The organism is Compostibacter hankyongensis, assembly GCF_039541075.1.
GTDB lineage: Bacteria > Bacteroidota > Bacteroidia > Chitinophagales > Chitinophagaceae > Compostibacter > Compostibacter hankyongensis.
In genome coordinates, this window is the sequence record NZ_BAABFN010000005.1 from 310,303 (window position 1) to 331,762 (window position 21,460).

Here is a 21,460-nt window from a genome sequence, read left to right on the forward strand (position 1 = left end):
GGTCTTTTATGGATTACGAAGCTTCCGACTTCTCGGATTTGTTCTTGGAGGGGTGTTTGGCCGAGAATACGATCTTCCCGTTTTCCTTGTCGAAATCGGCAAGCAGGGTATCCCCGTTCTTGATGTGCATGTTCAGTATCTCTTCCGCCAGCGGATCTTCCAGGTATTTCTGAATGGCCCGGTGGAGGGGACGGGCGCCAAACTGCACGTCGTATCCCTTCTCCGCGATAAAGGCTTTGGCCTCCTCGGTCAGCTCCAGGTTGAAGCCCAGGTTATCCAGCCGCTTCAGGACATCCTTCATGATCAGATCGATGATGCGGAAGATATTTTCCCGGGTCAGGGAGTTGAAGATGATAACGTCGTCGATCCTGTTCAGGAACTCCGGGGAGAAGGTCCGCTTCAGCGCTTTTTCAATGACCGCCCTGACGTTTTCCTCATCGCTCTGGTTGCGCGCTGCGGTGGCAAAGCCCACGCCTGCGCCGAAATCCTTGAGCTGACGGACGCCGATATTGGAGGTCATGATGATGAGCGTATTCTTGAAGTCCACCTTGCGACCCAGGCCGTCGGTAAGCACACCATCGTCCAGCACCTGCAGCAGGATGTTGAAGATATCGGGATGCGCCTTCTCGATCTCGTCCAGCAGCACCACGGAGTATGGCTTACGACGAACTTTCTCCGTCAGCTGCCCCCCTTCCTCATATCCCACATAACCCGGAGGCGCACCGATCAGGCGGCTTACGGTAAACTTTTCCATGTATTCGCTCATGTCGATCCGGATGAGCGCATCTTCCGAGTCAAAGAGATAACGCGCCAGGGAGCGGGCCAGCTCCGTTTTACCCACCCCGGTAGGTCCGAGGAAGATAAAGGTGCCGATGGGCTTTCTCGGATCTTTCAGCCCAACCCGGTTGCGCTGTATGGATTTGGTGACCTTGCCGATGGCCTCATCCTGCCCGATCACCACGCCCTGCAGGTCTTCAAACATCTTCCGCAGCTTTTCGGATTCGGCCTGCACCATCCGTCTTACGGGGATGCCGGTCATCATGCTGACCACTTCGGCGATGTTTTCCTCTTCTATGGGATAGCGTTTGTGCTTTACCTCTTCTTCCCAGCCGGCTTTGGCTTTTTCCAGCTCCTCACCCAGCTTCTTTTCCGTATCGCGGAGCGCGGCGGCTTCTTCAAAGCGCTGGCTTTTGACCACCTTGTTCTTTTCCAGCTTGATGTCTTCGATCTGTTTTTCCAGGTCGAGGATATTCTGGGGAACATTGATGTTTTTCAGGTGCACACGGGCGCCGACCTCGTCCAGCACATCGATGGCCTTGTCCGGCAGCAGGCGGTCGGTCATATACCGGTCGCTCAGCTTCACACAGGCTTCGATGGCTTCGTCGGAATAGTTGACGTTATGATAATCTTCGTAACGGGGCTTGATGTTGTTAAGTATCTGTATGGTTTCCTCTACGGTGGGCGGTTCTACCATTACCTTCTGGAAACGTCGGTCCAGCGCGCCGTCCTTTTCGATATACATCCGGTATTCGTCGAGCGTGGAGGCGCCGATACACTGAAGCTCCCCGCGGGACAGGGCGGGCTTGAAGATATTGGATGCATCCAGCGAACCGGAAGCGCCGCCGGCGCCTACGATGGTATGGATCTCATCGATAAACAGGATGACGTCCCGGTTTTTTTCCAGCTCGTTCATGATGGCTTTCATCCTTTCCTCGAACTGTCCCCGGTACTTGGTGCCGGCCACGAGCGCGGCCAGGTCAAGGCTCACCACGCGCTTGTCGAACAGCACGCGGGATACCTTGCGCTGTACGATGCGGAGGGCCAGCCCTTCCACGATGGCCGTCTTACCCACACCCGGCTCGCCGATCAGTATGGGGTTGTTCTTTTTGCGGCGGGATAATATCTGCGACACCCTTTCTATCTCCTGCTCCCGGCCCACGATGGGGTCAAGGCTTCCGCTTTCGGCCAGGCGGGTGATGTCGCGGCCGAAATTATCCAGCACCGGCGTCTTGGACTTGGCATTGGACTGGCGGGTGCTGCGGGTGCTGTAGCTTTTTCTTTCTTCGTCAAAATCTTCTTCGCTGGGGTCGTCGGTAAATTCCGCGCGGGGATCGGAGGCCACGATGTTCAGCTCCTCCTTGAAGGTATCGTAATCCACATCGAACTGCTGCAGGATCTGCGTACATACATTTTCCCGATTCTTCAGGATAGAAAGCATCAGGTGTTCGGTCTCCACCGTGGGGCTCTTCATGGCCTTTGCCTCGAGCACGGTAACCCGTATTACTTTCTCGGCCTGTTTGGTAAGCGGGAGGCTGTTGATATTCGCGATATTTTTCCCGGCTTTATCCTTGATGGCCAGCTCTACTTCTTTGCGTAATTCGTACAGGTCCACGTTCAGAGATTGCAGGATCCGGATGGCCTTGCCCTCTCCTTCGCGGATCAGGCCCAGCAGCAGATGTTCCGTGCCGATGAAGTCGTTTCCCAACCGTAATGCTTCCTCCCTGCTGAAGGAAATAATTTCCCGAACCTGTGGTGAAAAGCTCTGATCCATTTGTTATAAATTTGGCTGCAACCCTTACGGATCGCTTGTTTTTACAATATTAACGAATAATTTTGACTTACGGTTCGCCGTACCCTCCTTTGTCTGGAAATAAATACGGCCTATCTGTAAATCGGAATGCTGTACAACCGCGCTTTCGTATAACGGCGTTAAAGAAGGAGTTTTCTGACGGGGATGAAGGGTATCTTTTTTAAAACCGGTTCAAACGAAATGCTAAACGATGAACGAGTCCATGAAGTTCAAAATTGATACCAAAGAGAAATACCTGCTTTTAACGCCGGAAACGGCCCGCCTGGATGCTAAATTGGCAGAAGAAATACAGCAGGCTCTGGCCCGTAAAACCGCCGGAAAGCCCGCCAGTCTGATCATTGATCTGAACGAAGTAGAGCAGGCAGACGAAGGCGCATTTCAGGCCATTTTAGCAGTTTACCGGGGATGCTACGCAGAACAGGGTTCCTGCGTACTGGCCCGGCCCCGCCCGGCCCTGCTTTCCCTGATCCGGCAGCATTACCCGAAGGACGATCTGAACGTCGCCCCTTCCCTGCCCGAAGCGGTGGACCTCATCCTGATGGAGGAACTGGAACGGGAATTGAACAACGAACAGGAGGAAAAGTCATTATAACCGATAACCTTGACCGTTTTTGCCCTCACCATATTAGGAAATAATTCCGCGTTGCCCGCCCACGGGCGGGCGCCTACCGCACAGGTGGTCACCTACCACAACCGGCGCTACCTTGTGGACTGCGGAGAGGGCACCCAGATGCAGATGAGCCGGTACAAAATAAGGCGGAGCAAGATCGGCCATATCTTTATCAGCCATCTCCATGGGGACCATTATTATGGCCTTCCCGGTCTGATCAACAGCCTCAGCCTCACGGGACGAAAAGCCCCCCTCCATGTATATGCCCCGCCCGAGCTGGAACCCATCCTGCAGCTGCAGCTGCAATGTGCAGACACCCAGCTGGGCTATGAGCTGCTGTTCACCCCCCTTACGGCCGAGGGCACCGGGCTGCTGCTCGACGAGGGCGACCTGCAGGTGCATTACTTCAGCACCCAGCACCGTATCCCCTGCTTTGGCTTCCTTTTCCGGGAAATACACCGGAAAAGGAAGATCGATCCGGAGCGGATCCTCCGGTACGCCATTCCGGTGGAATACTATAAACGGCTGCAACAGGGAGAGGATTATACCGCCCCGGACGGAACGGTGATACCCAACGAACAGCTTACCCTGCCGCCGCCGCCCGGCCGCAGCTATGCCTATTGCGCGGACACCCGCTATACGGAATCCCTGATCCCGCAGGTGAGCGGCTGCGACCTCCTGTATCATGAGACCACCTACCTGGAACATGAAGCGGAAAAAGCGTTCCGCCGTTACCACAGCACGACGGTGCAGGCGGCCACCCTGGCGGTCCGCGCAGGCGTAAAAAAATTACTGGTGGGACATTTCTCCTCGCAATACGAGTCGCTGGACCCCTTTGCGGAAGAGTGCAGGCCGGTTTTTCCCCGGACGGAAACAGCCCTGGAGGGGGTAAGCTATATTATTCCGCCGCCTTCTTATTCATAACCTTTCAGCCACTCGCGGATCCGCCTTCTTATTCATAACCTTTCAGCCACTCGCGGATCCGCTGCTGCAGGGCAGGGCTTACCGGCACTACGGGCAGGCGGAACTCGTTTTTACACAGCCCGGCTTCTGCCAGAAAGGCCTTGATACCGGCCGGGTTGTTCTCGGCAAACATCAGCTCGAAGGCATCGAGCAGCTTATACTGCAGCGCCCTTGCTTCCTCAAAGCGGTTATCAAGGGCGGCTTTTATCATGGCAGAGATATCGCGGGTCAGGAAGTTGGCTCCTACCGAGATAAGGCCTTCCATTCCGCAGGCTACCTGGGCCAGGGCCAGGTTATCGTCGCCGGAGACCACCACAAAATCATCCGGTTTGTTTTTGATGATCTGCATGCACTGGGCCATGTCCCCGGAAGCTTCCTTAACGGCTACGATGTTCTCCACCTCGCGGGCCAGGCGCAGGGTGGTCTCTGCGCTCATGTTGCGGCCCGTACGCGCCGGCACATTATAAAGGATGATGGGTTTCGGTGAAGCGGAAGCTATGGCTTTATAATGCTGGAAAAGCCCCTCCTGGGAAGGCTTGTTGTAATAAGGGGCCACGCTGAGCACAGCGATGGCATCATCCAGCGGGCAGGTTTCCAGCCGTTTCATGACATCGCGGGTGTTATAATCGCCTATGCCCACGACGACCGGTACCTGTCCGGCCGCCTTTTCAAAAGTAAACCGGATCAGGTCCACCTTTTCGGTGGCGGAAAGGGTGGGTGTTTCGCCGGTGGTGCCCAGGCTTACAATATAATCGATCCCTCCGTCGATGACATGGCGGATAATCTTTTCCAGGGCATCATAATCGACGTCGCCTTTTTCCGTAAAAGGCGTTACGATCGCCACACCGGTTCCCCGTAACTGTTGCTGTATCATGTTATAAATGCAAAAAATCAGGCTTCCTCAAAAAATCCCATCCGGGAAAACTTTTCGATCCGCTGCTTGATCCGTTTTTCCGGGGAGATCGCTTTCAGCTCGCCCAGGGTTTCCAGTATCTGCGCTTTCAGGGTCGCCACCATCTCGTTGTAGTGGGTATGCGCGCCACCAAGCGGTTCAGGGATTACCCCATCCACGATGCCGAACTTGTGCATCTGCCCCGAGGTCAGCTTCAGCTGTTCTGCCGCTTCCTCCTTATGATCCCAATTGCGCCACAGGATGGCCGAGCAGTTTTCCGGAGATATTACGCTATACCAGCTGTTTTCCAGCATGAAGACCCGGTCTCCCATGCCGATGCCCAGCGCTCCGCCGGAAGCCCCCTCTCCGATGATGATACAGATCACGGGCACCCTGAGGCGGACCATCTCAAAAAGATTCCGCGCGATAGCCTCCGCCTGTCCGCGTTCTTCGGCCTCCAGACCGGGATACGCTCCCGGTGTGTCGATAAAGGTGACGATAGGCTTGTCAAATTTCTCCGCCAGCTTCATCAGCCGGAGCGCTTTGCGGTAACCTTCCGGGTTGGCCATACCGAAATTGCGCAGCTGTCGCATCTTGGTGTTGATGCCTTTTTGCTGACCGATAAACATGATGGTCTGCCCGTCCATTTCCCCGAAACCGCCTACCATGGCAGGGTCGTCCCGCACATTGCGGTCGCCGTGAAGCTGGATGAACTTATCGCAGAGCCGCTCTATATAGGCCAGGGTATAAGGACGGTTAGGATGCCGGCTCAGCTGTACCTTCTGCCAGGGACTGAGGTTGGCATATATCTTTTCGCGGGTATCATGTATTTTCTCTTCCAGCTCATGAACAGCCGCCTGCACATCCACCTTGGTCTTTTCACCGATCTGCCTCACCTTGTCCAGCTGCTCATAAAGATCAGCAATGGGTTGTTCAAAATCAAGAAATTGCATCGTCATAACCTGGAATATTGGATCGAAGCCGTAAAGATACGCCACCTGTGGTAAATTATACAACATTTGGAGGGCGGCCCCTGAGGAAAGCGGCCGGCTGACCGGCAAATAAAAAGCCCTGCTCATCAAGCAGGGCCTCTTGCGGACCGGACGGGACTCGAACCCGCGACCTCCGCCGTGACAGGGCGGCATTCTAACCAACTGAACTACCGATCCTCCCGGTATTTTGGGGAGTGCAAAGATGAGCGTTTTGTTCAGAAAAAGCAAATATTTTTTCAGGAAAAAGAAACCGCTTGTCCGGATAATATATCCGGCACGGTGTATTTTTTGTTGTCATTTATCCCCATTCTGATTTTTATGATCTTCCAATTTTTTATAAATATTTTCGTTTCTTTTTCTTATTAATTCTTCAACATTTGTAATACCGGCCGAATCCAAAAAAGCATTATTGTCTTGAATATTCTTCTTCAATATTATATAATACCTTTCAGGTAGTCCCATTTTCAGATACTGCTCTTTTGTAAGTTCCAAAACCATATGCTTATCCTTAGCTTTTGTATATTTTACAATTATCTCATCCAACCTCCTTACCAGCTCTTTTTGTTCCGGGGTATATAGACTATCGGGGATTTGAGCCAGATGTTTATAGCGATTACCCTTGGCATCCACATACATTGTGTCGCTAACACCATATCCTGAGATATCATCAGCATCTTTTCTTCCATCTGTAGTACAAGAAAAAACCATCCCAGATAATACGAGTAAAATCAAATATTTCATGAAGCCATTTTTTAATACTATTTTAAATGTAAGAGCGAGACGTACTTTGGGAATTTATTATCGCATAAATTACCGTAAAATTATTTTTTTCTAAAAGAGCATTTAAATCTTTGATCTCATGGCTACATAAATATTATTCACTTTATGCAGCGAAATACCTGACCGCCCTGTCTTCCTTTCTAAGATATAAAGCGATCATACCATGAAACAAACATTATCTGTTCTCTCTGCCGCCCTGACAGCCGCCCTCCTTTCATCCTGCCTGAAGGAAACCGCCCCGGACCCCATTATCATCGACCCACTCACCTGGACCCACTCGACAGCCTGGGTGGAAACCGAAATAAAAACCGGAACGGCCGGCTGGGAAACGGTAACAAACAGCAACGAACTAACGCTCTGGTGGGACTATGCCGACAGTTCCCAAACCAATATCAATGGTGCCTATCATTACTATCCGGAAAACCTGGGGATCAACATCGATACGATGGGATATATGCAGACAAAGGATAGTTCATTGTTATACATTAACTTTGCCAGCGACGGACAGAAAGATTCGGCACAGGTTCAGTACCTGATCGACGATGATTCTTCCCTGGTGATCTGCAACACATCAGCGGATCCTGCCATAGCCATCCGGTTCAGGAAGAAGGGTGTCCGCTAACCACTTAATGATAGACCTTATGTATTTGCTTCACGGAAAGTTAACAGCAAAAGCCGGACACAGGGACGAGCTGGCCAACATCCTGATCGCCTGGTCCAAACAAGGCGCATCAGGATGCAGACTTTATGCTATTGGAAAAGCCGAAAACGAGCCGGAAGCGGTGTATGTAACCGAAATCTGGGACAGCAAGGAAGACCATGATAATTCGTTAAAGCTGGAAAGCGTAAGAGCAGCTATTGCGGAAGCCATGCCCATCATTGGCGAACAGCCGCAAAAAGGACAGGAACTGGAAATACTCGGCGGGTTAGGGGTATAACCGGGCCAGGCTGAGGGGATGCACAGTAGAATATAAAAAAAGTTATATTTGTGTGAACATCCTTTGACCTATGGCTCCTCTGATCTTTACGCCTCATCCTGCTCTGCAGCCTTATATCCAATGCTATGTATATACGGAAATGGGTACCCCGGGCGAATGGACGCAGGCCGAAATGGCGCCGCCCGGTTACAGCGCGCTGATCATTCTCCTGGAAACGGAAAAATACTGTATCAGTGTCAATGGCGAAGAAACACAGCATTATGCATCGCCTACCTTCACCGGACAGATCACCTGCTTCAGCGATGTCCACCTGTATGACAGGATAAAAATATTTTTTGTGTCCTTCAAGCCCTGCGGCGCCTACCGGCTGCTGGGCATCTCCCAGCACGAATGTACCGGACGCAGCTTCCACCTGACCGACCTGCTGGGCAGCTCGGGCAAATCGCTTTCAGAAGAGCTGATCAATCAGCCCGACGCGCATAAGGTGCATGCCGTACTGGAGCAGTTCTTGCTTCAGCGCTTATCCTTACCCGCGAAAAAAGAAATATGCGATCGGCTGTCGTATGTAAGCGAGCAGATAAGGCTGCACAGCCACAGCAACCAGCTCATTTCAAGAATATGCCGGAAAGAAGGCTACTCCATCAGCCGGCTCGAGCGCCACATGAAAGAGATAGTCGGGATGGGTCCGAAAAAGTTCCAGCGGATCATACGTTTTAACAACACGCTGAGCTATATCCGGCTGCACCGCGATGAGTGCAAATGGGCACAGGTAGCCGCACAGTTCGGCTATTACGATCAGATGCATTTCATCCGGGAATTCAAGCTCTTTTACGGAAAAACGCCGGAAGCTTACGACAAGGAAGGCTGGCTGATGAAAATAGTGCATGCCGGATAACTTTGCCTCCCGGCTTTTTCATTGCTCTTCAAAGATTGCCGATTTTTTACTATCCCCTTCTCTTCTATACGCTCAACTTTGCTGCCGTTAAGCAATCATGTCTTCATCCTATTACCAAATGTTTTAACAATGAAAAAATTTCGACTTTTTACGGTAGTATTACTTGTGGTGGCAATGATATCCGGCAGTTGCAGCAAAGACGGGCCGCAGGGCCCGGCCGGGTCACAGGGTGAACAGGGCGCAGCAGGACCGCAGGGTGATAAAGGCGACAAGGGCGACACCGGTGCTACCGGTACGGCAGGACCACGGGGCGCTACAGGTCCCCGCGGCGCTACGGGATCACAAGGCCCTAAAGGCGATAAAGGAGACCCGGGAACCGCGAATGTAGTAGCTTCAGATTGGATCGATTATGAGATCAACGCAACGCCTAATGCCGCCACCATCAAAACCATGAAATATACCTTTCCAGCGAGTGTATTAAGCCGGATCGGCGCAGAAGATATTGCACACTTTCTTTCAAACGGCGGTCTTCTGGTGCTTTATGGAAAAAATTTTGGAAACGGCCAGCACAACATGTTTCCCTATCACTATGGCAATGTAGAGTACACCTGGTCCGGAGGTTCTTTTGCAGTAAATACCATCAATTCCATCATAATCACGATAAAAAGCACCGACGGATCCGCGCTCACGGAATATGATTATTCAGGTGTGCGGGGAAATGAGTTCCGCTATGTGCTGATACCCGCAGGCGTGAAGATAGCCGGACGTCACTCAGCTCCCCCGGATTACAGAGATTATCATGCAGTGTGTCAATATTACGGAATACCGGAATAAACAGTTTACACGCCGCAATAACGACCTTATTCTTTCTTCCGTTAAAATATGAACATGAAAACAAAAAAATGGGGATACTTATTGCTCTGCGCAATAATAACCTTGACATTATCTTGCAATAAAGAAGGTCCCCAGGGGCCCGCCGGTCCGCAAGGAGAACAAGGCCCTGCCGGCACAGCCGGCACCCAGGGGCCGCAGGGAGACAAAGGGAATAAGGGAGACAAGGGAGATGCTGGAACTCCCGGCGCCACGGGGCCTATCGGACCACGGGGGACTACGGGTACGACAGGACCGCGCGGCGCTACAGGACCGGAAGGCCCAATGGGCCCTGCCGGACCCAGGGGTGCCACAGGACCACGTGGCGCTACCGGTGCTACAGGACCTGAAGGTCCTGCCGGCACAGCCAATGTCATTTACTCCGGCTGGAGGACTGTAAATTTTACCCGGACCTCCAGAGCGCCTTATTACTACACGGCCAATCTTATTGCCCGGGACATAACCCCGGAGATCATCGACAAGGGTGTGGTCATCGTATATTTAAAAACCTCTACCAATCAACCTGTGCAGCTTAACATTTATGAGCCCAATGGATACTATTTGTATTACAAGCTGCATTATGATCCGCCGGGTTATCCCGGCAATATCCTCATTTATTCAGATAGCGACCATTCAATGGATCAGTTTCGTTATGTGATCATTCCGGGCGGCGTACCCCAGGCTCGCATGACAGGTCCGCTGCCGGATGCCAAAGATTATCATGCGGTCTGCCTGTATTACGGCATCCCCGAATAATTAAGAATCCTTGGAAAAAGCACGTTTTTAAACCGTAAAAAATGTCTGATTACGGAAAGGTCCAATGGCCGGAGCAACGGCCGCACAGGCGCCGACAACAGGAAAAGATAAGGGCTATTTCATAATCTGAAAAAGTCATGACATTATGAGACAGCTTACCGCATTGATCATGATGCTCCTTTTGATCCCGCTGGCATCGGAAGCCCAGCTGCTGAAGAAGATAAGCCGGCGGGCAAAGGAACGGGTCAATGACCGTATCCTGCAAAAAACGGATGAAATAGTAGACAAAGGTTTTGACAAGGCAGAGCAGGCCGGTAAGCATACTGCTTCAAAAAATACCGGAACTTCAACAGCAGGATCCGATAAGACCGATCAACCCGTACCGGCCGGCAGCTACTTTCCCGACACAGCATCAGCTCCTGACGGAAATTTCAGCGTTTATTCAAAATTTGATTTCATACCCGGAGAACGCCTGCTATTTTACGACGATTTCTCCGTAGACCACAAGGGTGACTTCCCCGCACAATGGAACACCAATGGTTCCGGAGAGGTGGTCGTGTTAAGCGGAACGGAAGGCCGGTGGCTTGCCATCCCGGATCATACGATCAGCTTCCCGGAGATAAACGGGAAATTGCCGGAAAACTTTACGGTAGAATTCGATCTTTTTTATCCCGCCGGACTGCGCCGGCCACCGGTCACTTTCGGCTTTTCCGCCAATCCGGATCCTTCAAAAGGCGGCGTAGCCTATAAAAAGCTTTTTTATTTCCTGATTCATCATGCGGAAAACAAAGTCATCTACGGAACAAATGTTTATGGTGGGCAGGGCATTTCAAAAGAATACACGGCAAATGCTATGGCCGGAAAAATCATCAGGGTCAGTATTGCCGTCAACGGGAAACGGATAAGGTTATATTTAGATGACAAAAAGCTCTTTGATCTTCCCCGCGCCTTTGACGACGTCGCCTTGCGAAACAATTTTCATTTTAGGGCAGGAGAGCTGATCCCGGCACCTGAAACACCTTTCTTTGTCGGTAATCTGCGTATCGCCGCCGGCGAGTCCGACCTGAGAAGCAAACTGATCAAAGAAGGACGCTGGACAACCACCGGTATCTTATTTGCCGTGAATGCCGCCGGGGTACGTCCCGAGTCTTATGCCGTGCTAAAACAAATCGCGTCGGTACTCCGTGAGCACAAAGACCTGCATATAAAAATAACGGGACATACCGACAGCGACGGAGAGGAAGCGCACAATCTGACGCTTTCCCGGAACAGGGCCCTGGCCGTCAAAAACATTCTGGTAAATACATTCGGCATTCGTGCTTCCAGGCTGAGCACGGACGGCAGGGGTGAATCCGATCCGGTAGCCGACAACAGCACCGCTGAAGGAAAAGCAAAGAACAGGCGGGTAGAATTCAGGAAGGAACCGGATCATCTGCCGGAGGCTTCCCGGTAATAGGCGCAGACCTTATTCATGAGGCATATCTCGCATTTCGGCTGGGGCCGGCATATCTCCCTTCCCAGAAAGGAAAGCGCCATGCCGGCATCCCATTCCTTTTGGGGAAGCAGCTCCATAAGCTGCTTTTCAATCTTTTGAGGATTGGTGCCTGATGCCATGCCGAGCCGGGGCGCCACCCGCACCACGTGCAGGTCCACGATCACGCCTTCCGGCGGCCGGCCGGCTTCCCGGAGGATAACGTTGGCCGATTTCCGGCCTATTCCCGGAAGGGCGGTAAGCGCCTCCAGGTTCATCGGTATGGCGGCATCCTTCTTCACCGTCTGCGCGATGGCCGTCAGCCACTTCGCCTTGTTGGCGAAATTGCGCACCTTTCCGATATAGGGATACAGCGCCTCCGGCGTTGCGCCGGAAAGCGCCCGCATGTCCGGGAATACGCCAAACAGCTCCGGCGCCAAAGCATTGATATGGCGGTCGGAATCCTGGGCCGACAGCACCACCATTACCAGCAGCTGGTACACATTCCCGTACTCCAGCGGATGTTTCTTGTCCTTGTATTTTCTGATAAGAGGCTGTATCGCCTTTGTCCAGTCGGTCGAGGTTGCCATAACACCGTTTTGTCTCCTAAAAATAATATAATTATCGCTTATCCGCATCTGCCCTTTTCTTAACTTTAGCAACCGTTATCCGGTCGGCATACACACTCCTGTTTTCAGGATCCGAACTGAAGAAAAAGTGCAAAAATGATCTACAGGGAATTCACACCGCATCCTTGTCTGAGGCCTTTCATAGAATGTTACTGGAAAGCCAGCGCAGATAGTCCTCCCTTCCGGAAAGAGGAATCGCTGATACCCGACGGCACGATCGAGCTGATGTTCAATTTCGGTGACGACTATGATCAGGTCAGGGAGGGCATGAGAGCGCCCGTCAAAGGATCCCATATCATCGGCATCCGGAAAAAAACGCTGCAGATATCCCAGACCCGCAGACAGGAAGTGTTTTCGGTGCGCTTCCGTCCGGGAGGCACCTACCCCTTCTTCCGGATACCGGTACATCTTTTTGCCAACGCCTTCTGGAATATTACGGAGCTGCTGGGAAAAGCCTACTATGAGCTGGAAGAGCAGCTGTTCGGAGCCCGCGACGACGCGGAACGCATCCACATCATCGACAGCTTCCTGCTGAGCAGGATGGAGACCGGAGACGACTACAGGTTTGTCTCCTCCTGTTCGAGATGGATCCTGGAACACAGCGGCGCTTCCATTGCGGATACCTGCCGCACTTTTGGCACGCATTACAAAAACCTGGAACGGAAATTCAGCCAGGTCATCGGACTGACACCCACGGAGCTGCTCAAGATCCGCAGGTTCAACAGTGCCATACTGGCCATGTACAGCAAACCGGAAGCCTCCCTGACCGACATAGCCTATTCCTGCGGCTTCTACGACCAATCCCATTTCATACGGGAATTCAAGCAGCTTTCGGGATATACGCCAAAAGCTTTTCTGAAGGCCGGATTCACCATCGTGCGGGTCATACAACCCGCCCTTGCAGACCGGGTGTCGAAATCGTACAATTTATAGTTCTTTCTTTTCCGCAGCTTTGCAGGAAAAACATACCATGGCTACAAAAGACATTGACCTTATCCCCTACATCACCTTTGCCGGCAACTGCGAAGAAGCTTTGACCTATTACAGCGGAATCCTGGGCGGAACGGTAGAGATCCAAAGCCGGTACGACAACCCGGCCATGAAGGCTCCGAAAGAATACCAGGACAAGGTCCTGCACGGAAGGCTGCATTTCGGCGGCGTGAGCATTTATGCCAGCGACGTCTTCCCCGGGGGAAAGGCCAGCGGTTCCAGCGGCGACGTAGCCCTCTCCCTCTCCTTTTCCGGTCCGGAAGAAGCCCAAAAGATTTTCGACCGGCTGGCCGAAGGCGGAAAGATCGGGGTGGCCTTCGCCAAACAGTTCTGGGGCGACTGGCACGGGAATCTCACCGATAAATACGGCATACACTGGATGGTCAACTGTTAAACCGGTTCAGCCGCACGCATCGCCGTCTCCATAAAGGTCTTTATTCTCGAAAGTACGCTTCCGGAAGATTCGATATGCGGATAATGCCCGGTATCCGGCACATCTTCGATCCGCAGACGGGTAAAATAACGGGGAAGGTTTTTGATCTCGTCCTCAACGGAGATGATAGCGTCGTGTTTCCCGTAGAGCGTCAGCACCGGTATAGATGACGGCCCGGAGGCCGCTTCGAACCAGCTTCTCCTGACATCAAAAAAACCGGTTGCATCCACCGCATATTCCGGTCCGCTGTAGTGCTGCACAAAACGGAGCATCTGCGTCTCATCGGGCCAGTAATATATAAACAGCCTCGGATTCTGCGCCACCAGTTGAAACCCCGCTTCCGTATTGGTATCGAATGTTCCCGTATAGCTGTCCAGTATGACCTGCAATGCACCGGCCCGTTCATCGCCGTGTTTCCGGTAATCCTCCATGACAAGGCGGAGAAGATTACGGTCCGTTTTCCCCAGACAGAAATCGGGGGTTACCAGCACCGAGCATGCGATTTTTTCAGGATGCGCCGACATGAGGTAACGGACCGCATGGGTTCCGAAACAATGGCCGAACAGCACAAGCGGGACATCCTCATAATGAGCTGTCAGAAACTGCTCCGCGCTGTTCAGGTAATGCCGAAAGGCATTCTCCCCGCTGTAGGGATAACCCTGCGGCCGCTGACGCGAGGGCTCATGCCAGCACAGCAGATCCAGGCCGGCTTCGGCATATTCTTCTTTTAGCAGCTGGAGCTCGGGGTTGGCATTAAAGCCGGGGCCTCCGGGAAAGAGTAGTAGTTTTTGCATAAAGAATAAAGAGGTTAAAAAATCACATACTCCTTAAAGATAATATACCTGCCGAAAGTATCAATTTCTTTTCCTTCTCCCAATCATATAACAGTTTATTCCGGCCGGGAATTTGATGATGTTATTATAATCAAAAGACAGGTTAGGCTTACCTCATTCAGATAACCGCCGGTCGCCCCGGAAATGAATAAAGAGCAGGAAGGTGAGAGACTGTAGTAATGACGACCGGTCAAAAGCTAAAACCACTGTCATGCGAAGAGAAGCGGTCAATTCCTCGGTTATTGCGTCGGTCGGGTACGATGAGCAAAATAAAATACTGGAAATAGCCTTTCATCACGGGGGCATTTATCAGTATTCCGGCGTTCCGCTCAGCATTTACGAAGGCTTGATGAGTGCAGATTCGCTGGGTCATTATTTTGCGGAGAATATCCGCAACGGCTACGAATATATCCAGCTGTAAAAGGTCTAAAACCAGGTAAGTTCGTCGCCGGTGGTCCTGGAAGGCCCTACGATAGCATGGATCACCAGCTTCTCGGGGAAAGGCCGGGACGGCGCCTTTCCTCCGGCGGGAAGACTTTTCAGGATGGTGGCGTTCTCCTCCACCTCGAGCTGGTCCGAGGTGACACTTCCCGCTATCCACGCTCCGCTCTGGATCAGCGCCTTGCGGGTACAGGTAATATTGCCCTGCACCTTGCCCTGCACGATAATATCCTGGCAGCTAATATTACCATCCACGATCCCGGTTTCGGCTATCACCAGCTTAGCGGCTACCGATACGTCGCCGCTTACCGTGCCTTCTATGCGACCCGATACAGGCGATTCCACACCGCCGTGTACGACCAAGTCCTTCGGAATATAAAACCCCGAAACCTCATCCGTAGCTGTCCTGGCTTTGATCTTAAACACTTTCCTCTGCGTTGGGCTGGGAAGAATTTTCCTGGAACAGGGAAACGATGGTGGTGGAATTGCCGATGTCGATGCCCAGACTTCTCGGTGCGCTCCTGTTTGACAACTTATACGAATTGTACAAATAACCGATACTGGCAAGCTTCTCTGCCTGCGGTGCGATCTCTACGGGTATAGCTTCCGCAAAAGCCTTCATAAAAGCCTCCGTCAGCTCCGGATAAAAAGTTCCGCCGCCAACGAGGTAAATCTTTTCGCATTGCTCAAAGTCCTGGTCGGTAAAATATTTTCGCAGCAGCGGAGTAATCACCTCCCGGTAATATTGTTCAAGGAGCTCCTTACGGAGCGTCTTGAGATCGATCTTTTTACGGTTGATAAAGATCGAACCTTTCATCAGGGCATCGTCCAGCTGATGCGCGTTTTTCATTTCCAGGTAATACTTCTTACCCAGCTCCCGGTTCAGGTTGTCCACCACATACTGCAGACCATGCGAGCTGAAGCAGGTACGGTGGATCAGCCCGCTTTCCGTGGCCATTCCCCCTTCTACGGTTCCAAACCCCAGGCTGATCACCATAAAATTGGAAGGGGCCTGCTCATTCAGCAGCTTCTTCAGCCCGATGATGCTGGCCACCAGCTCAGGGATAACCTCAAAGTTGTCAATTTCAAAGAGACCCTTCTTTACACCGCCACCGGTATTAAAAGTCTGGGTATCGTATTCGATCATGAGATGACGCCGGCCCAGCAGCTTTTCCGCCTCGGCCTTATAAACGTTATAGGTAGAAAACGGGAACCCGACCGTAATGGTCAGGGGCTGCTGTATTTTTTCCAGGACACTGACCAGCGCAGCGCTGAAGAAAATATCATAATCCTCTTCGCCGGGAGCGGCATTGGTAATATGATGCGGGTTGGTGCCGCCGGTCTTGGCCAGGTTACCCACCATATACCAGGCATTGTCCTTTTTTATTTTCAGACCGTTCAGCAGATCCTTGGCAGAACTTTCGGTATTGCCGAACGATGTTTCAAAGACACTCGGTAAGGTAAGCGAATAGATATTCATGCTATTATTTTTTATGAAATGAACCCTTTGCAAAATACGGCTTACCAAAAGACTTTCCAAATTTAAACCTTCCTTATGGAAGGCTGGCTATATTTGATTAATTTTAGGTTAATCTTTATCCCGTCATGGACTATACGCTGTTACTGAAAAGCATAACTGGCCATATTTCCCTGAGCAGGGAAGAAGAATCTTTTTTTCTTTCCCTGCTGCAAAACCGTAAAGTCAGAAAAAAGCAAATGCTCTTCCATGAAGGAATGGCCAATCGTTACATGGCTTTTGTAATCTCCGGCTGCCTGCGCAGCTTTTCGATCGACAAAAACGGCTTTGAGCATGTGCTGCAGTTTGCTCCCCCGGGATGGTGGATCGCCGATATCCGCAGCCTGCTCACCGGACAGCCCGGCCGGCTGAATATCGACGCTGTGGACGACAGCACCGTCGTCCTGCTGGAGCAGGACCAGCGAAACGAAATCTGCCGGAAGACGCCGGCGTTTGAACGGTATTTCAGGATACTGGCCGAAAATTCCCTGGCGACCTATCAGCACCGGCTGATCGATAACCTGAGCCTGCCCGCGCGGGAGCGGTATGAAAACTTCTGCCGGCAATACCCCTCGCTGATCAACTGCCTCCCGCAAAAACAGGTGGCCGCCTATATCGGTGTGACGCCCGAGTTCCTGAGCAAGATGCTCAATGCTCCTTCCGTCCGGACTGACCCGCATGATAATAAATTGTAAATTCACGGCACAGACCATACAAGAATCTAACCGCCTGCATTATGATGAAGAAAAACCGCCTGGAGGCCTTCAGCGATGGCGTTATCGCCATCATCATCACCATTATGGTACTGGAGATGAAAATCCCCCACGGAGACGACTGGGCGGCGCTGAAGCCCCTTATCCCCGTCTTTCTGAGCTACGTGCTCAGCTTTATTTATGTTGGCCTGTACTGGAACAATCACCATCATCTCTGGCAGATCGTGGACCGGGTAAACGGCAGCGTGCTCTGGGCTAACCTGCACCTGCTTTTCTGGCTGTCGCTCTTCCCTTTTGCGACGGGTTGGCTGGGTGAAAACCATTTTGCCATGTGGCCTACGGCCCTGTATGGCTTTGTGCTGTTCATGGCGGCCATCGCCTGGTTCATCCTTGCCCGCACCCTCATCCGCCTCCATGGAAAAGATTCGCCCATCGCAGAAGCCTACGGCAGGGACTGGAAGGGGAAGCTTCCTCTTCTCATTTATACAAGCGGTATTATACTCGCCTTCTGGAATACCTGGGTAAGCCAGGCGCTCTACACCCTGGTTGCCGCTCTCTGGATCATACCGGACCGGAGGATCGAACGGGAATTAAACCACTGAGTTCAGCGCAGGCCGCCTTTTATTTTTAACCAACCTTTTATATATTGGAGCGGCAACCACCCTATTTGCCCGCCCGAATATATATCTTATGAGGTTACCCGACTGTGAAATACAACCTTTCACTTCCTTAAGCCATTTCAGACGCCCGAGACTTCCCGGATGCTTCACGGCCTCCTTTCCGGCACGCTGCTTCCCGGTCTCTGGTTATTCCATATCAGGCGCTCTTTACTTCCGCTGCTGCAGACATCCTCCCTGAGCGCCGGCCCTCTCCCGTTCTATGATAATCCCTTTTTTATCCAATACAGATACCGCTATGAAAAACTACTATTTGTGCCGTTGCCGGCTGCCTGAGCGCGGCCGCAAGGCGCTGAAGATACTGTTACCGCTCATGCTTTTTATTTGCGGGTACGCTACCGCGACACCGCATACACCCACGCCCCTGAAGCTGCCCGCAGACAGCACCTATACCCTCGGGGGAAAAGTACAGGACAATAAACAGCCGCCCCAGGCGCTGGCCGGCGTAACGGTGCGGATCAAAGGCGCCACCTCCGGCACCATCACCGACGCTAACGGCAACTTTACGATACAGGCCAGGCAGGGTGAGATCCTGGTCTTTTCCCAGATCGGATACAAAAACAAGGAGTATACCGTAACGGGGAATGCCGCCCACCTCGCCATCGCCCTCGAGGAGGATGTGGCTACGCTGGATGAAGCAGTGGTGGTCGGTTACGGCGCGCAGAAAAAAGCCGACCTGACCGGCGCCGTATCCACCATCGACTATACAAAAGAGCTCGAAAACCGTCCGATCACCAATGCCTCGCAGGCGCTGGGGGGCAAGGTGAGCGGGGTATGGGTCAGTCAGAACTCGGGGTCGCCTGGCGGCGACGGCGCCACGCTCCGCGTCAGGGGCTTCGGCACGCTGAACAATACGAATCCCCTGGTGCTGGTCGATGGTGTGGAAGGAAGGCTGGCTGAGCTGAACCCCAATGATATTGCCTCCATGACCGTGCTGAAAGATGCGGCGTCCGCCGCCATCTACGGATCGAGGGCTGCCAACGGCGTGATCCTGGTGACCACCAAGCAGGGTAGCTACAACTCGGCCCCGCAGCTGTCCTACAACGGATATGTCGGCATTCAGAAACTGGGCCGTCATTACGACCTGATAGACAATAGCGTGGAATTCATGAACCTGTGGAATACCGCCGTGCAGAACAACGGCGGAGACCCGCTCTTTCCCGGAGAAGTCATTGACGCCTTTAAAAACGGCAAGGACCCTTACCTCTATCCCAATACCAACTTCTTTGATGAGGTATTCCGAACCGCTCCTATCACCGAACATAACCTGTCCGTTCGCGGCGGATCGGAAAAACAGAATTACTACCTGTCCGCCAACTATCTCGGCCAGCAAGGCATCATCAGGCGTACCGGCGCCAAACGGTACGGCCTTAATTTCAGCCTGAACACCCAGCTGGTTCATTGGCTGGAGATCGGCGGACAGGTGCAGGCCACACGCAAGGTAACCGATGAACCCTATACCGCCGATAATACCTCGCAGGGGATCAGCCGCATCACCTATATCATGTCCAACGGCGGATATCCCTTTACGCCGCCCTACACGCGGGACGGCCGTCTGGGCGCCACCCAGGCCGTTTATCTGAGCGGCCCTAACAAAGGACAGCCCATTGTTGATTCCAGAAATCCGCTCGCCGACGTCAAGAACGGCTTATCCCGCTATGTGAACAGTTATCTCAAGGGGAGCCTCAACGCCACCGTGCACCTGGCGCCGGGACTGACCTTCAAATCCGTATATGCCGGGCAATTCAACAACAACCGGAATGATAAATACAACCAGCTGATCTATGTATACACGGACGGCGGCATACAGACCAAAACGCTCGATTTCCCCACTACCATCAATAACATCCGGGCCAGCACCGAAGAATTCTATTGGGTTTTTTACAATACGCTGAACTACGAGCGCAGCTTCGGACAAAAGCACCATATCAATGTAATAGCGGGGACACAGTCCGAAGACCGGCAGGTAAAAACCACTTCCGTTCAAAAATCGGATCCGCCGAAAGACGGACTCCATGAAGTGGATGCCGGCACCACCAATCCCCTTGCCAGCGGGAACACTACGGAATGGCGCATGCTTTCCTACTTCGGACGGATCAATTATAACTTTAACGAAAGATACCTCCTCGAAGCCAACCTCCGGGCAGATGCTTCTTCCCGTTTCCGGGCAGGAAACCGCTGGGGATTGTTTCCCTCATTTTCGGCCGGCTGGCGCATCAGCGAGGAAAATTTCATGAAGGATGTGCGGTTTATCAACCAGCTGAAGCTGCGCGCTTCCTGGGGCCGGCTGGGCAATCAGGATATTGAAGCCATCGCAGGCAACTATCCCTATCTGGTAACCATCGCGCAGAACTATGGCACCAGCTACAACCTCGGCGGACAGCTGGTGCCGGGCGCAGCCATCACCACCCTGGTGGATCAGGACATTACCTGGGAAACCACCGAAAGCTCCGACCTGGGACTCGATCTCGGCGTGCTGGACAACCACCTGTACCTGGAGTTCGATTATTTCAATAAGCTTACCAAAAACATTCTGGTACAGCTTCCCGTACCGCTGGTGCTCGGCGGGGTAACCCCTCCCGTGGAAAATGTGGGCCGGATGCGGAACAAGGGGTTTGAGATAAGCGCCACCTATCAGTCAGACAGTTACCAGAAGGACTGGAGCTACGACATCGGGGCCAATGTCACCTATGTCACCAACCAGGTAGTAACCTTCCAGGACGGAAAGTCCCCCGACCAGCTCTACCTGATCCGGGAAGGATATTCCTATAAATCACTGTATGGCTACAAAGCGGTCGGCATTTATCAGAGCGATGAGGAAGCCAAGGAACATATGGCCAACAATGGCTTTACTCCCGTAGCGGGCGATCTCAAATACGAGGATCTGAACGGGGACGGAAAGCTCGATTACCAGGACAAGCAGGTGCTGGGCAATACCATTCCGAAACTTACCTACGGGCTGAATATAGGCGTTACCTATAAAAACTGGAACCTCAACATCACCGGACAGGGCATTGCTGACGCCAGCGCCTATACGCAGAATGCATGGACGGCTCCGCTCGGCATCTCCGGCGGCTCCATCACCAAACGCTGGAAGGATGCCTGGACGCCGGAAAACAAAAGCACTACGCTGCCCCGTATCGTGATCAACGATACCTGGAACCGTTATGAGTCGTCTTTCTGGATCACGGATATTTCATTTTTGAAAATAAAAAATATCCAGCTCACCTATAACCTGCCTGAAAAATGGCTCAGCGGCATCGGGCTGAAATCGGCGGCCTGCTATCTCAACTGGCAGAACGCCTACACCTTCGTATCCAATAAATACGAGGGTTTTGATCCGGAAAGAGACACATTCACAGACGGGGGCGGTCAGTATCCCACCCCGACGATCGCCACCTTTGGCGTCAATGTTCAATTTTAAATACTTTGTTATGAAACCGAGCATAATAATATCTATTACTCAGTGAT

At 52.4% G+C, this 21,460-nt stretch carries 22 protein-coding genes and 1 tRNA gene; 14 read left to right on the forward strand and 9 right to left on the reverse strand.

Annotation, left to right across the window (positions count from 1 at the left end; genetic code table 11):
• Positions 1-13 precede the first annotated feature (13 nt).
• The gene (locus ABD851_RS11760) at positions 14-2,551 is read right to left on the reverse strand and encodes an ATP-dependent Clp protease ATP-binding subunit (RefSeq protein WP_344979457.1); all 2,538 of its coding nucleotides are present in this window, start codon (positions 2,549-2,551) and stop codon (positions 14-16) included.
• 241 nt (positions 2,552-2,792) lie between these two features.
• Between ABD851_RS11760 and ABD851_RS11765 the strand changes: the two genes are divergently transcribed.
• Both ABD851_RS11765 and ABD851_RS11770 read left to right on the forward strand, forming a co-directional pair.
• A complete protein-coding gene (locus tag ABD851_RS11765; RefSeq protein WP_344979459.1) occupies positions 2,793-3,182 on the forward strand; it encodes an STAS domain-containing protein in 390 nt (129 codons plus the stop codon).
• 9 nt (positions 3,183-3,191) lie between these two features.
• Positions 3,192-4,124, forward strand: a complete 933-nt coding sequence (locus tag ABD851_RS11770) for a ribonuclease Z (RefSeq protein WP_344979461.1) — start codon at positions 3,192-3,194, stop codon at positions 4,122-4,124.
• Positions 4,125-4,152: 28 nt separating this feature from the next.
• Here ABD851_RS11770 and dapA read toward each other — a convergent pair whose 3' ends face one another.
• The 4 genes from dapA to ABD851_RS11790 form a co-directional block, all read right to left on the reverse strand.
• Complete coding sequence (gene dapA, locus ABD851_RS11775) at positions 4,153-5,037, reverse strand: 4-hydroxy-tetrahydrodipicolinate synthase (RefSeq protein ID WP_344979463.1); 885 nt, start codon at positions 5,035-5,037, stop codon at positions 4,153-4,155.
• A 17-nt stretch (positions 5,038-5,054) separates the two neighbouring features.
• Positions 5,055-6,014: an acetyl-CoA carboxylase carboxyltransferase subunit alpha gene (locus ABD851_RS11780; protein ID WP_344979465.1), complete on the reverse strand. Its 960-nt coding sequence runs from the start codon at positions 6,012-6,014 to the stop codon at positions 5,055-5,057.
• A 136-nt stretch (positions 6,015-6,150) separates the two neighbouring features.
• Positions 6,151-6,224 (reverse strand) — tRNA-Asp (locus ABD851_RS11785).
• Positions 6,225-6,341: 117 nt separating this feature from the next.
• On the reverse strand, positions 6,342-6,788 hold the full coding sequence (locus ABD851_RS11790; RefSeq protein WP_344979467.1) for a hypothetical protein: 447 nt from the start codon (positions 6,786-6,788) through the stop codon (positions 6,342-6,344).
• Positions 6,789-6,990: 202 nt separating this feature from the next.
• Here ABD851_RS11790 and ABD851_RS11795 point away from each other — a divergent pair, with 202 nt between their 5' ends.
• The 6 genes from ABD851_RS11795 (at position 6,991) to ABD851_RS11820 (ending at position 11,739) form a co-directional block, all read left to right on the forward strand.
• Entirely contained in the window at positions 6,991-7,449 is a 459-nt protein-coding gene (locus ABD851_RS11795; protein WP_344979469.1) for a hypothetical protein, read from the forward strand.
• A 19-nt stretch (positions 7,450-7,468) separates the two neighbouring features.
• Positions 7,469-7,765 (forward strand): putative quinol monooxygenase, encoded by a 297-nt coding sequence (locus tag ABD851_RS11800; RefSeq protein ID WP_344979471.1) that lies wholly within the window; start codon positions 7,469-7,471, stop codon positions 7,763-7,765.
• Between the two features lie 70 nt (positions 7,766-7,835).
• The gene (locus ABD851_RS11805) at positions 7,836-8,660 is read left to right on the forward strand and encodes an AraC family transcriptional regulator (RefSeq protein WP_344979473.1); all 825 of its coding nucleotides are present in this window, start codon (positions 7,836-7,838) and stop codon (positions 8,658-8,660) included.
• Between the two features lie 78 nt (positions 8,661-8,738).
• Positions 8,739-9,494 (forward strand): hypothetical protein, encoded by a 756-nt coding sequence (locus tag ABD851_RS11810; protein ID WP_344979475.1) that lies wholly within the window; start codon positions 8,739-8,741, stop codon positions 9,492-9,494.
• A 102-nt stretch (positions 9,495-9,596) separates the two neighbouring features.
• Complete coding sequence (locus ABD851_RS11815) at positions 9,597-10,286, forward strand: hypothetical protein (RefSeq protein WP_344979477.1); 690 nt, start codon at positions 9,597-9,599, stop codon at positions 10,284-10,286.
• 145 nt (positions 10,287-10,431) lie between these two features.
• Positions 10,432-11,739, forward strand: coding sequence for an OmpA family protein (locus ABD851_RS11820; RefSeq protein WP_344979479.1), 1,308 nt, complete (start codon positions 10,432-10,434; stop codon positions 11,737-11,739).
• Here the strand turns inward: ABD851_RS11820 and ABD851_RS11825 are convergent.
• Positions 11,715-12,347, reverse strand: coding sequence for an endonuclease III domain-containing protein (locus ABD851_RS11825; protein WP_344979481.1), 633 nt, complete (start codon positions 12,345-12,347; stop codon positions 11,715-11,717). The two genes, ABD851_RS11820 and ABD851_RS11825, sit on opposite strands and share 25 nt — an antisense overlap.
• A 135-nt stretch (positions 12,348-12,482) precedes the next feature.
• On the opposite strand from ABD851_RS11825, the gene ABD851_RS11830 reads away from it, so the two are divergent.
• Positions 12,483-13,319 (forward strand): DUF6597 domain-containing transcriptional factor, encoded by an 837-nt coding sequence (locus ABD851_RS11830; RefSeq protein ID WP_344979483.1) that lies wholly within the window; start codon positions 12,483-12,485, stop codon positions 13,317-13,319.
• 37 nt (positions 13,320-13,356) lie between these two features.
• The gene (locus ABD851_RS11835) at positions 13,357-13,770 is read left to right on the forward strand and encodes a VOC family protein (protein WP_344979485.1); all 414 of its coding nucleotides are present in this window, start codon (positions 13,357-13,359) and stop codon (positions 13,768-13,770) included.
• On the opposite strand, the gene ABD851_RS11840 is transcribed toward ABD851_RS11835, so the two are convergent.
• Positions 13,767-14,603 (reverse strand): alpha/beta fold hydrolase, encoded by an 837-nt coding sequence (locus ABD851_RS11840; protein ID WP_344979487.1) that lies wholly within the window; start codon positions 14,601-14,603, stop codon positions 13,767-13,769. The genes ABD851_RS11835 and ABD851_RS11840 overlap by 4 nt on opposite strands.
• 250 nt (positions 14,604-14,853) lie before the next feature.
• Between ABD851_RS11840 and ABD851_RS11845 the strand changes: the two genes are divergently transcribed.
• On the forward strand, positions 14,854-15,063 hold the full coding sequence (locus ABD851_RS11845; RefSeq protein WP_344979490.1) for a KTSC domain-containing protein: 210 nt from the start codon (positions 14,854-14,856) through the stop codon (positions 15,061-15,063).
• 5 nt (positions 15,064-15,068) lie between these two features.
• Here ABD851_RS11845 and ABD851_RS11850 read toward each other — a convergent pair whose 3' ends face one another.
• Positions 15,069-15,509 (reverse strand): bactofilin family protein, encoded by a 441-nt coding sequence (locus tag ABD851_RS11850; protein WP_344979492.1) that lies wholly within the window; start codon positions 15,507-15,509, stop codon positions 15,069-15,071.
• Positions 15,502-16,563: a ParM/StbA family protein gene (locus ABD851_RS11855; protein ID WP_344979494.1), complete on the reverse strand. Its 1,062-nt coding sequence runs from the start codon at positions 16,561-16,563 to the stop codon at positions 15,502-15,504. Before ABD851_RS11855 ends, ABD851_RS11850 begins: the two co-directional genes overlap by 8 nt.
• A 125-nt stretch (positions 16,564-16,688) precedes the next feature.
• On the opposite strand from ABD851_RS11855, the gene ABD851_RS11860 reads away from it, so the two are divergent.
• The 3 genes from ABD851_RS11860 (at position 16,689) to ABD851_RS11870 (ending at position 21,413) form a co-directional block, all read left to right on the forward strand.
• Positions 16,689-17,294: a Crp/Fnr family transcriptional regulator gene (locus ABD851_RS11860; RefSeq protein WP_344979496.1), complete on the forward strand. Its 606-nt coding sequence runs from the start codon at positions 16,689-16,691 to the stop codon at positions 17,292-17,294.
• Positions 17,295-17,335: 41 nt separating this feature from the next.
• Positions 17,336-17,914, forward strand: a complete 579-nt coding sequence (locus ABD851_RS11865) for a TMEM175 family protein (RefSeq protein WP_344979499.1) — start codon at positions 17,336-17,338, stop codon at positions 17,912-17,914.
• A gap of 313 nt (positions 17,915-18,227) precedes the next feature.
• Positions 18,228-21,413 (forward strand): SusC/RagA family TonB-linked outer membrane protein, encoded by a 3,186-nt coding sequence (locus ABD851_RS11870; protein WP_344979501.1) that lies wholly within the window; start codon positions 18,228-18,230, stop codon positions 21,411-21,413.
• Positions 21,414-21,460: the final 47 nt, after the last annotated feature.

What these genes read in the sequence shown, in the direction of transcription:
- ABD851_RS11760 (WP_344979457.1), bottom strand. Translation starts at nt 2,551, where the DNA reads ATGGATCAGAGCTTTTCACCACAGGTTCGGGAAATTATTTCCTTCAGC.
- ABD851_RS11765 (WP_344979459.1), top strand. Translation starts at nt 2,793, where the DNA reads ATGAAGTTCAAAATTGATACCAAAGAGAAATACCTGCTTTTAACGCCG.
- dapA (WP_344979463.1), bottom strand. Translation starts at nt 5,037, where the DNA reads ATGATACAGCAACAGTTACGGGGAACCGGTGTGGCGATCGTAACGCCT.
- ABD851_RS11780 (WP_344979465.1), bottom strand. Translation starts at nt 6,014, where the DNA reads ATGACGATGCAATTTCTTGATTTTGAACAACCCATTGCTGATCTTTAT.
- ABD851_RS11790 (WP_344979467.1), bottom strand. Translation starts at nt 6,788, where the DNA reads ATGAAATATTTGATTTTACTCGTATTATCTGGGATGGTTTTTTCTTGT.
- ABD851_RS11795 (WP_344979469.1), top strand. Translation starts at nt 6,991, where the DNA reads ATGAAACAAACATTATCTGTTCTCTCTGCCGCCCTGACAGCCGCCCTC.
- ABD851_RS11800 (WP_344979471.1), top strand. Translation starts at nt 7,469, where the DNA reads ATGTATTTGCTTCACGGAAAGTTAACAGCAAAAGCCGGACACAGGGAC.
- ABD851_RS11805 (WP_344979473.1), top strand. Translation starts at nt 7,836, where the DNA reads ATGGCTCCTCTGATCTTTACGCCTCATCCTGCTCTGCAGCCTTATATC.
- ABD851_RS11820 (WP_344979479.1), top strand. Translation starts at nt 10,432, where the DNA reads ATGAGACAGCTTACCGCATTGATCATGATGCTCCTTTTGATCCCGCTG.
- ABD851_RS11825 (WP_344979481.1), bottom strand. Translation starts at nt 12,347, where the DNA reads ATGGCAACCTCGACCGACTGGACAAAGGCGATACAGCCTCTTATCAGA.
- ABD851_RS11830 (WP_344979483.1), top strand. Translation starts at nt 12,483, where the DNA reads ATGATCTACAGGGAATTCACACCGCATCCTTGTCTGAGGCCTTTCATA.
- ABD851_RS11835 (WP_344979485.1), top strand. Translation starts at nt 13,357, where the DNA reads ATGGCTACAAAAGACATTGACCTTATCCCCTACATCACCTTTGCCGGC.
- ABD851_RS11840 (WP_344979487.1), bottom strand. Translation starts at nt 14,603, where the DNA reads ATGCAAAAACTACTACTCTTTCCCGGAGGCCCCGGCTTTAATGCCAAC.
- ABD851_RS11845 (WP_344979490.1), top strand. Translation starts at nt 14,854, where the DNA reads ATGCGAAGAGAAGCGGTCAATTCCTCGGTTATTGCGTCGGTCGGGTAC.
- ABD851_RS11855 (WP_344979494.1), bottom strand. Translation starts at nt 16,563, where the DNA reads ATGAATATCTATTCGCTTACCTTACCGAGTGTCTTTGAAACATCGTTC.
- ABD851_RS11860 (WP_344979496.1), top strand. Translation starts at nt 16,689, where the DNA reads ATGGACTATACGCTGTTACTGAAAAGCATAACTGGCCATATTTCCCTG.
- ABD851_RS11865 (WP_344979499.1), top strand. Translation starts at nt 17,336, where the DNA reads ATGATGAAGAAAAACCGCCTGGAGGCCTTCAGCGATGGCGTTATCGCC.
- ABD851_RS11870 (WP_344979501.1), top strand. Translation starts at nt 18,228, where the DNA reads ATGAAAAACTACTATTTGTGCCGTTGCCGGCTGCCTGAGCGCGGCCGC.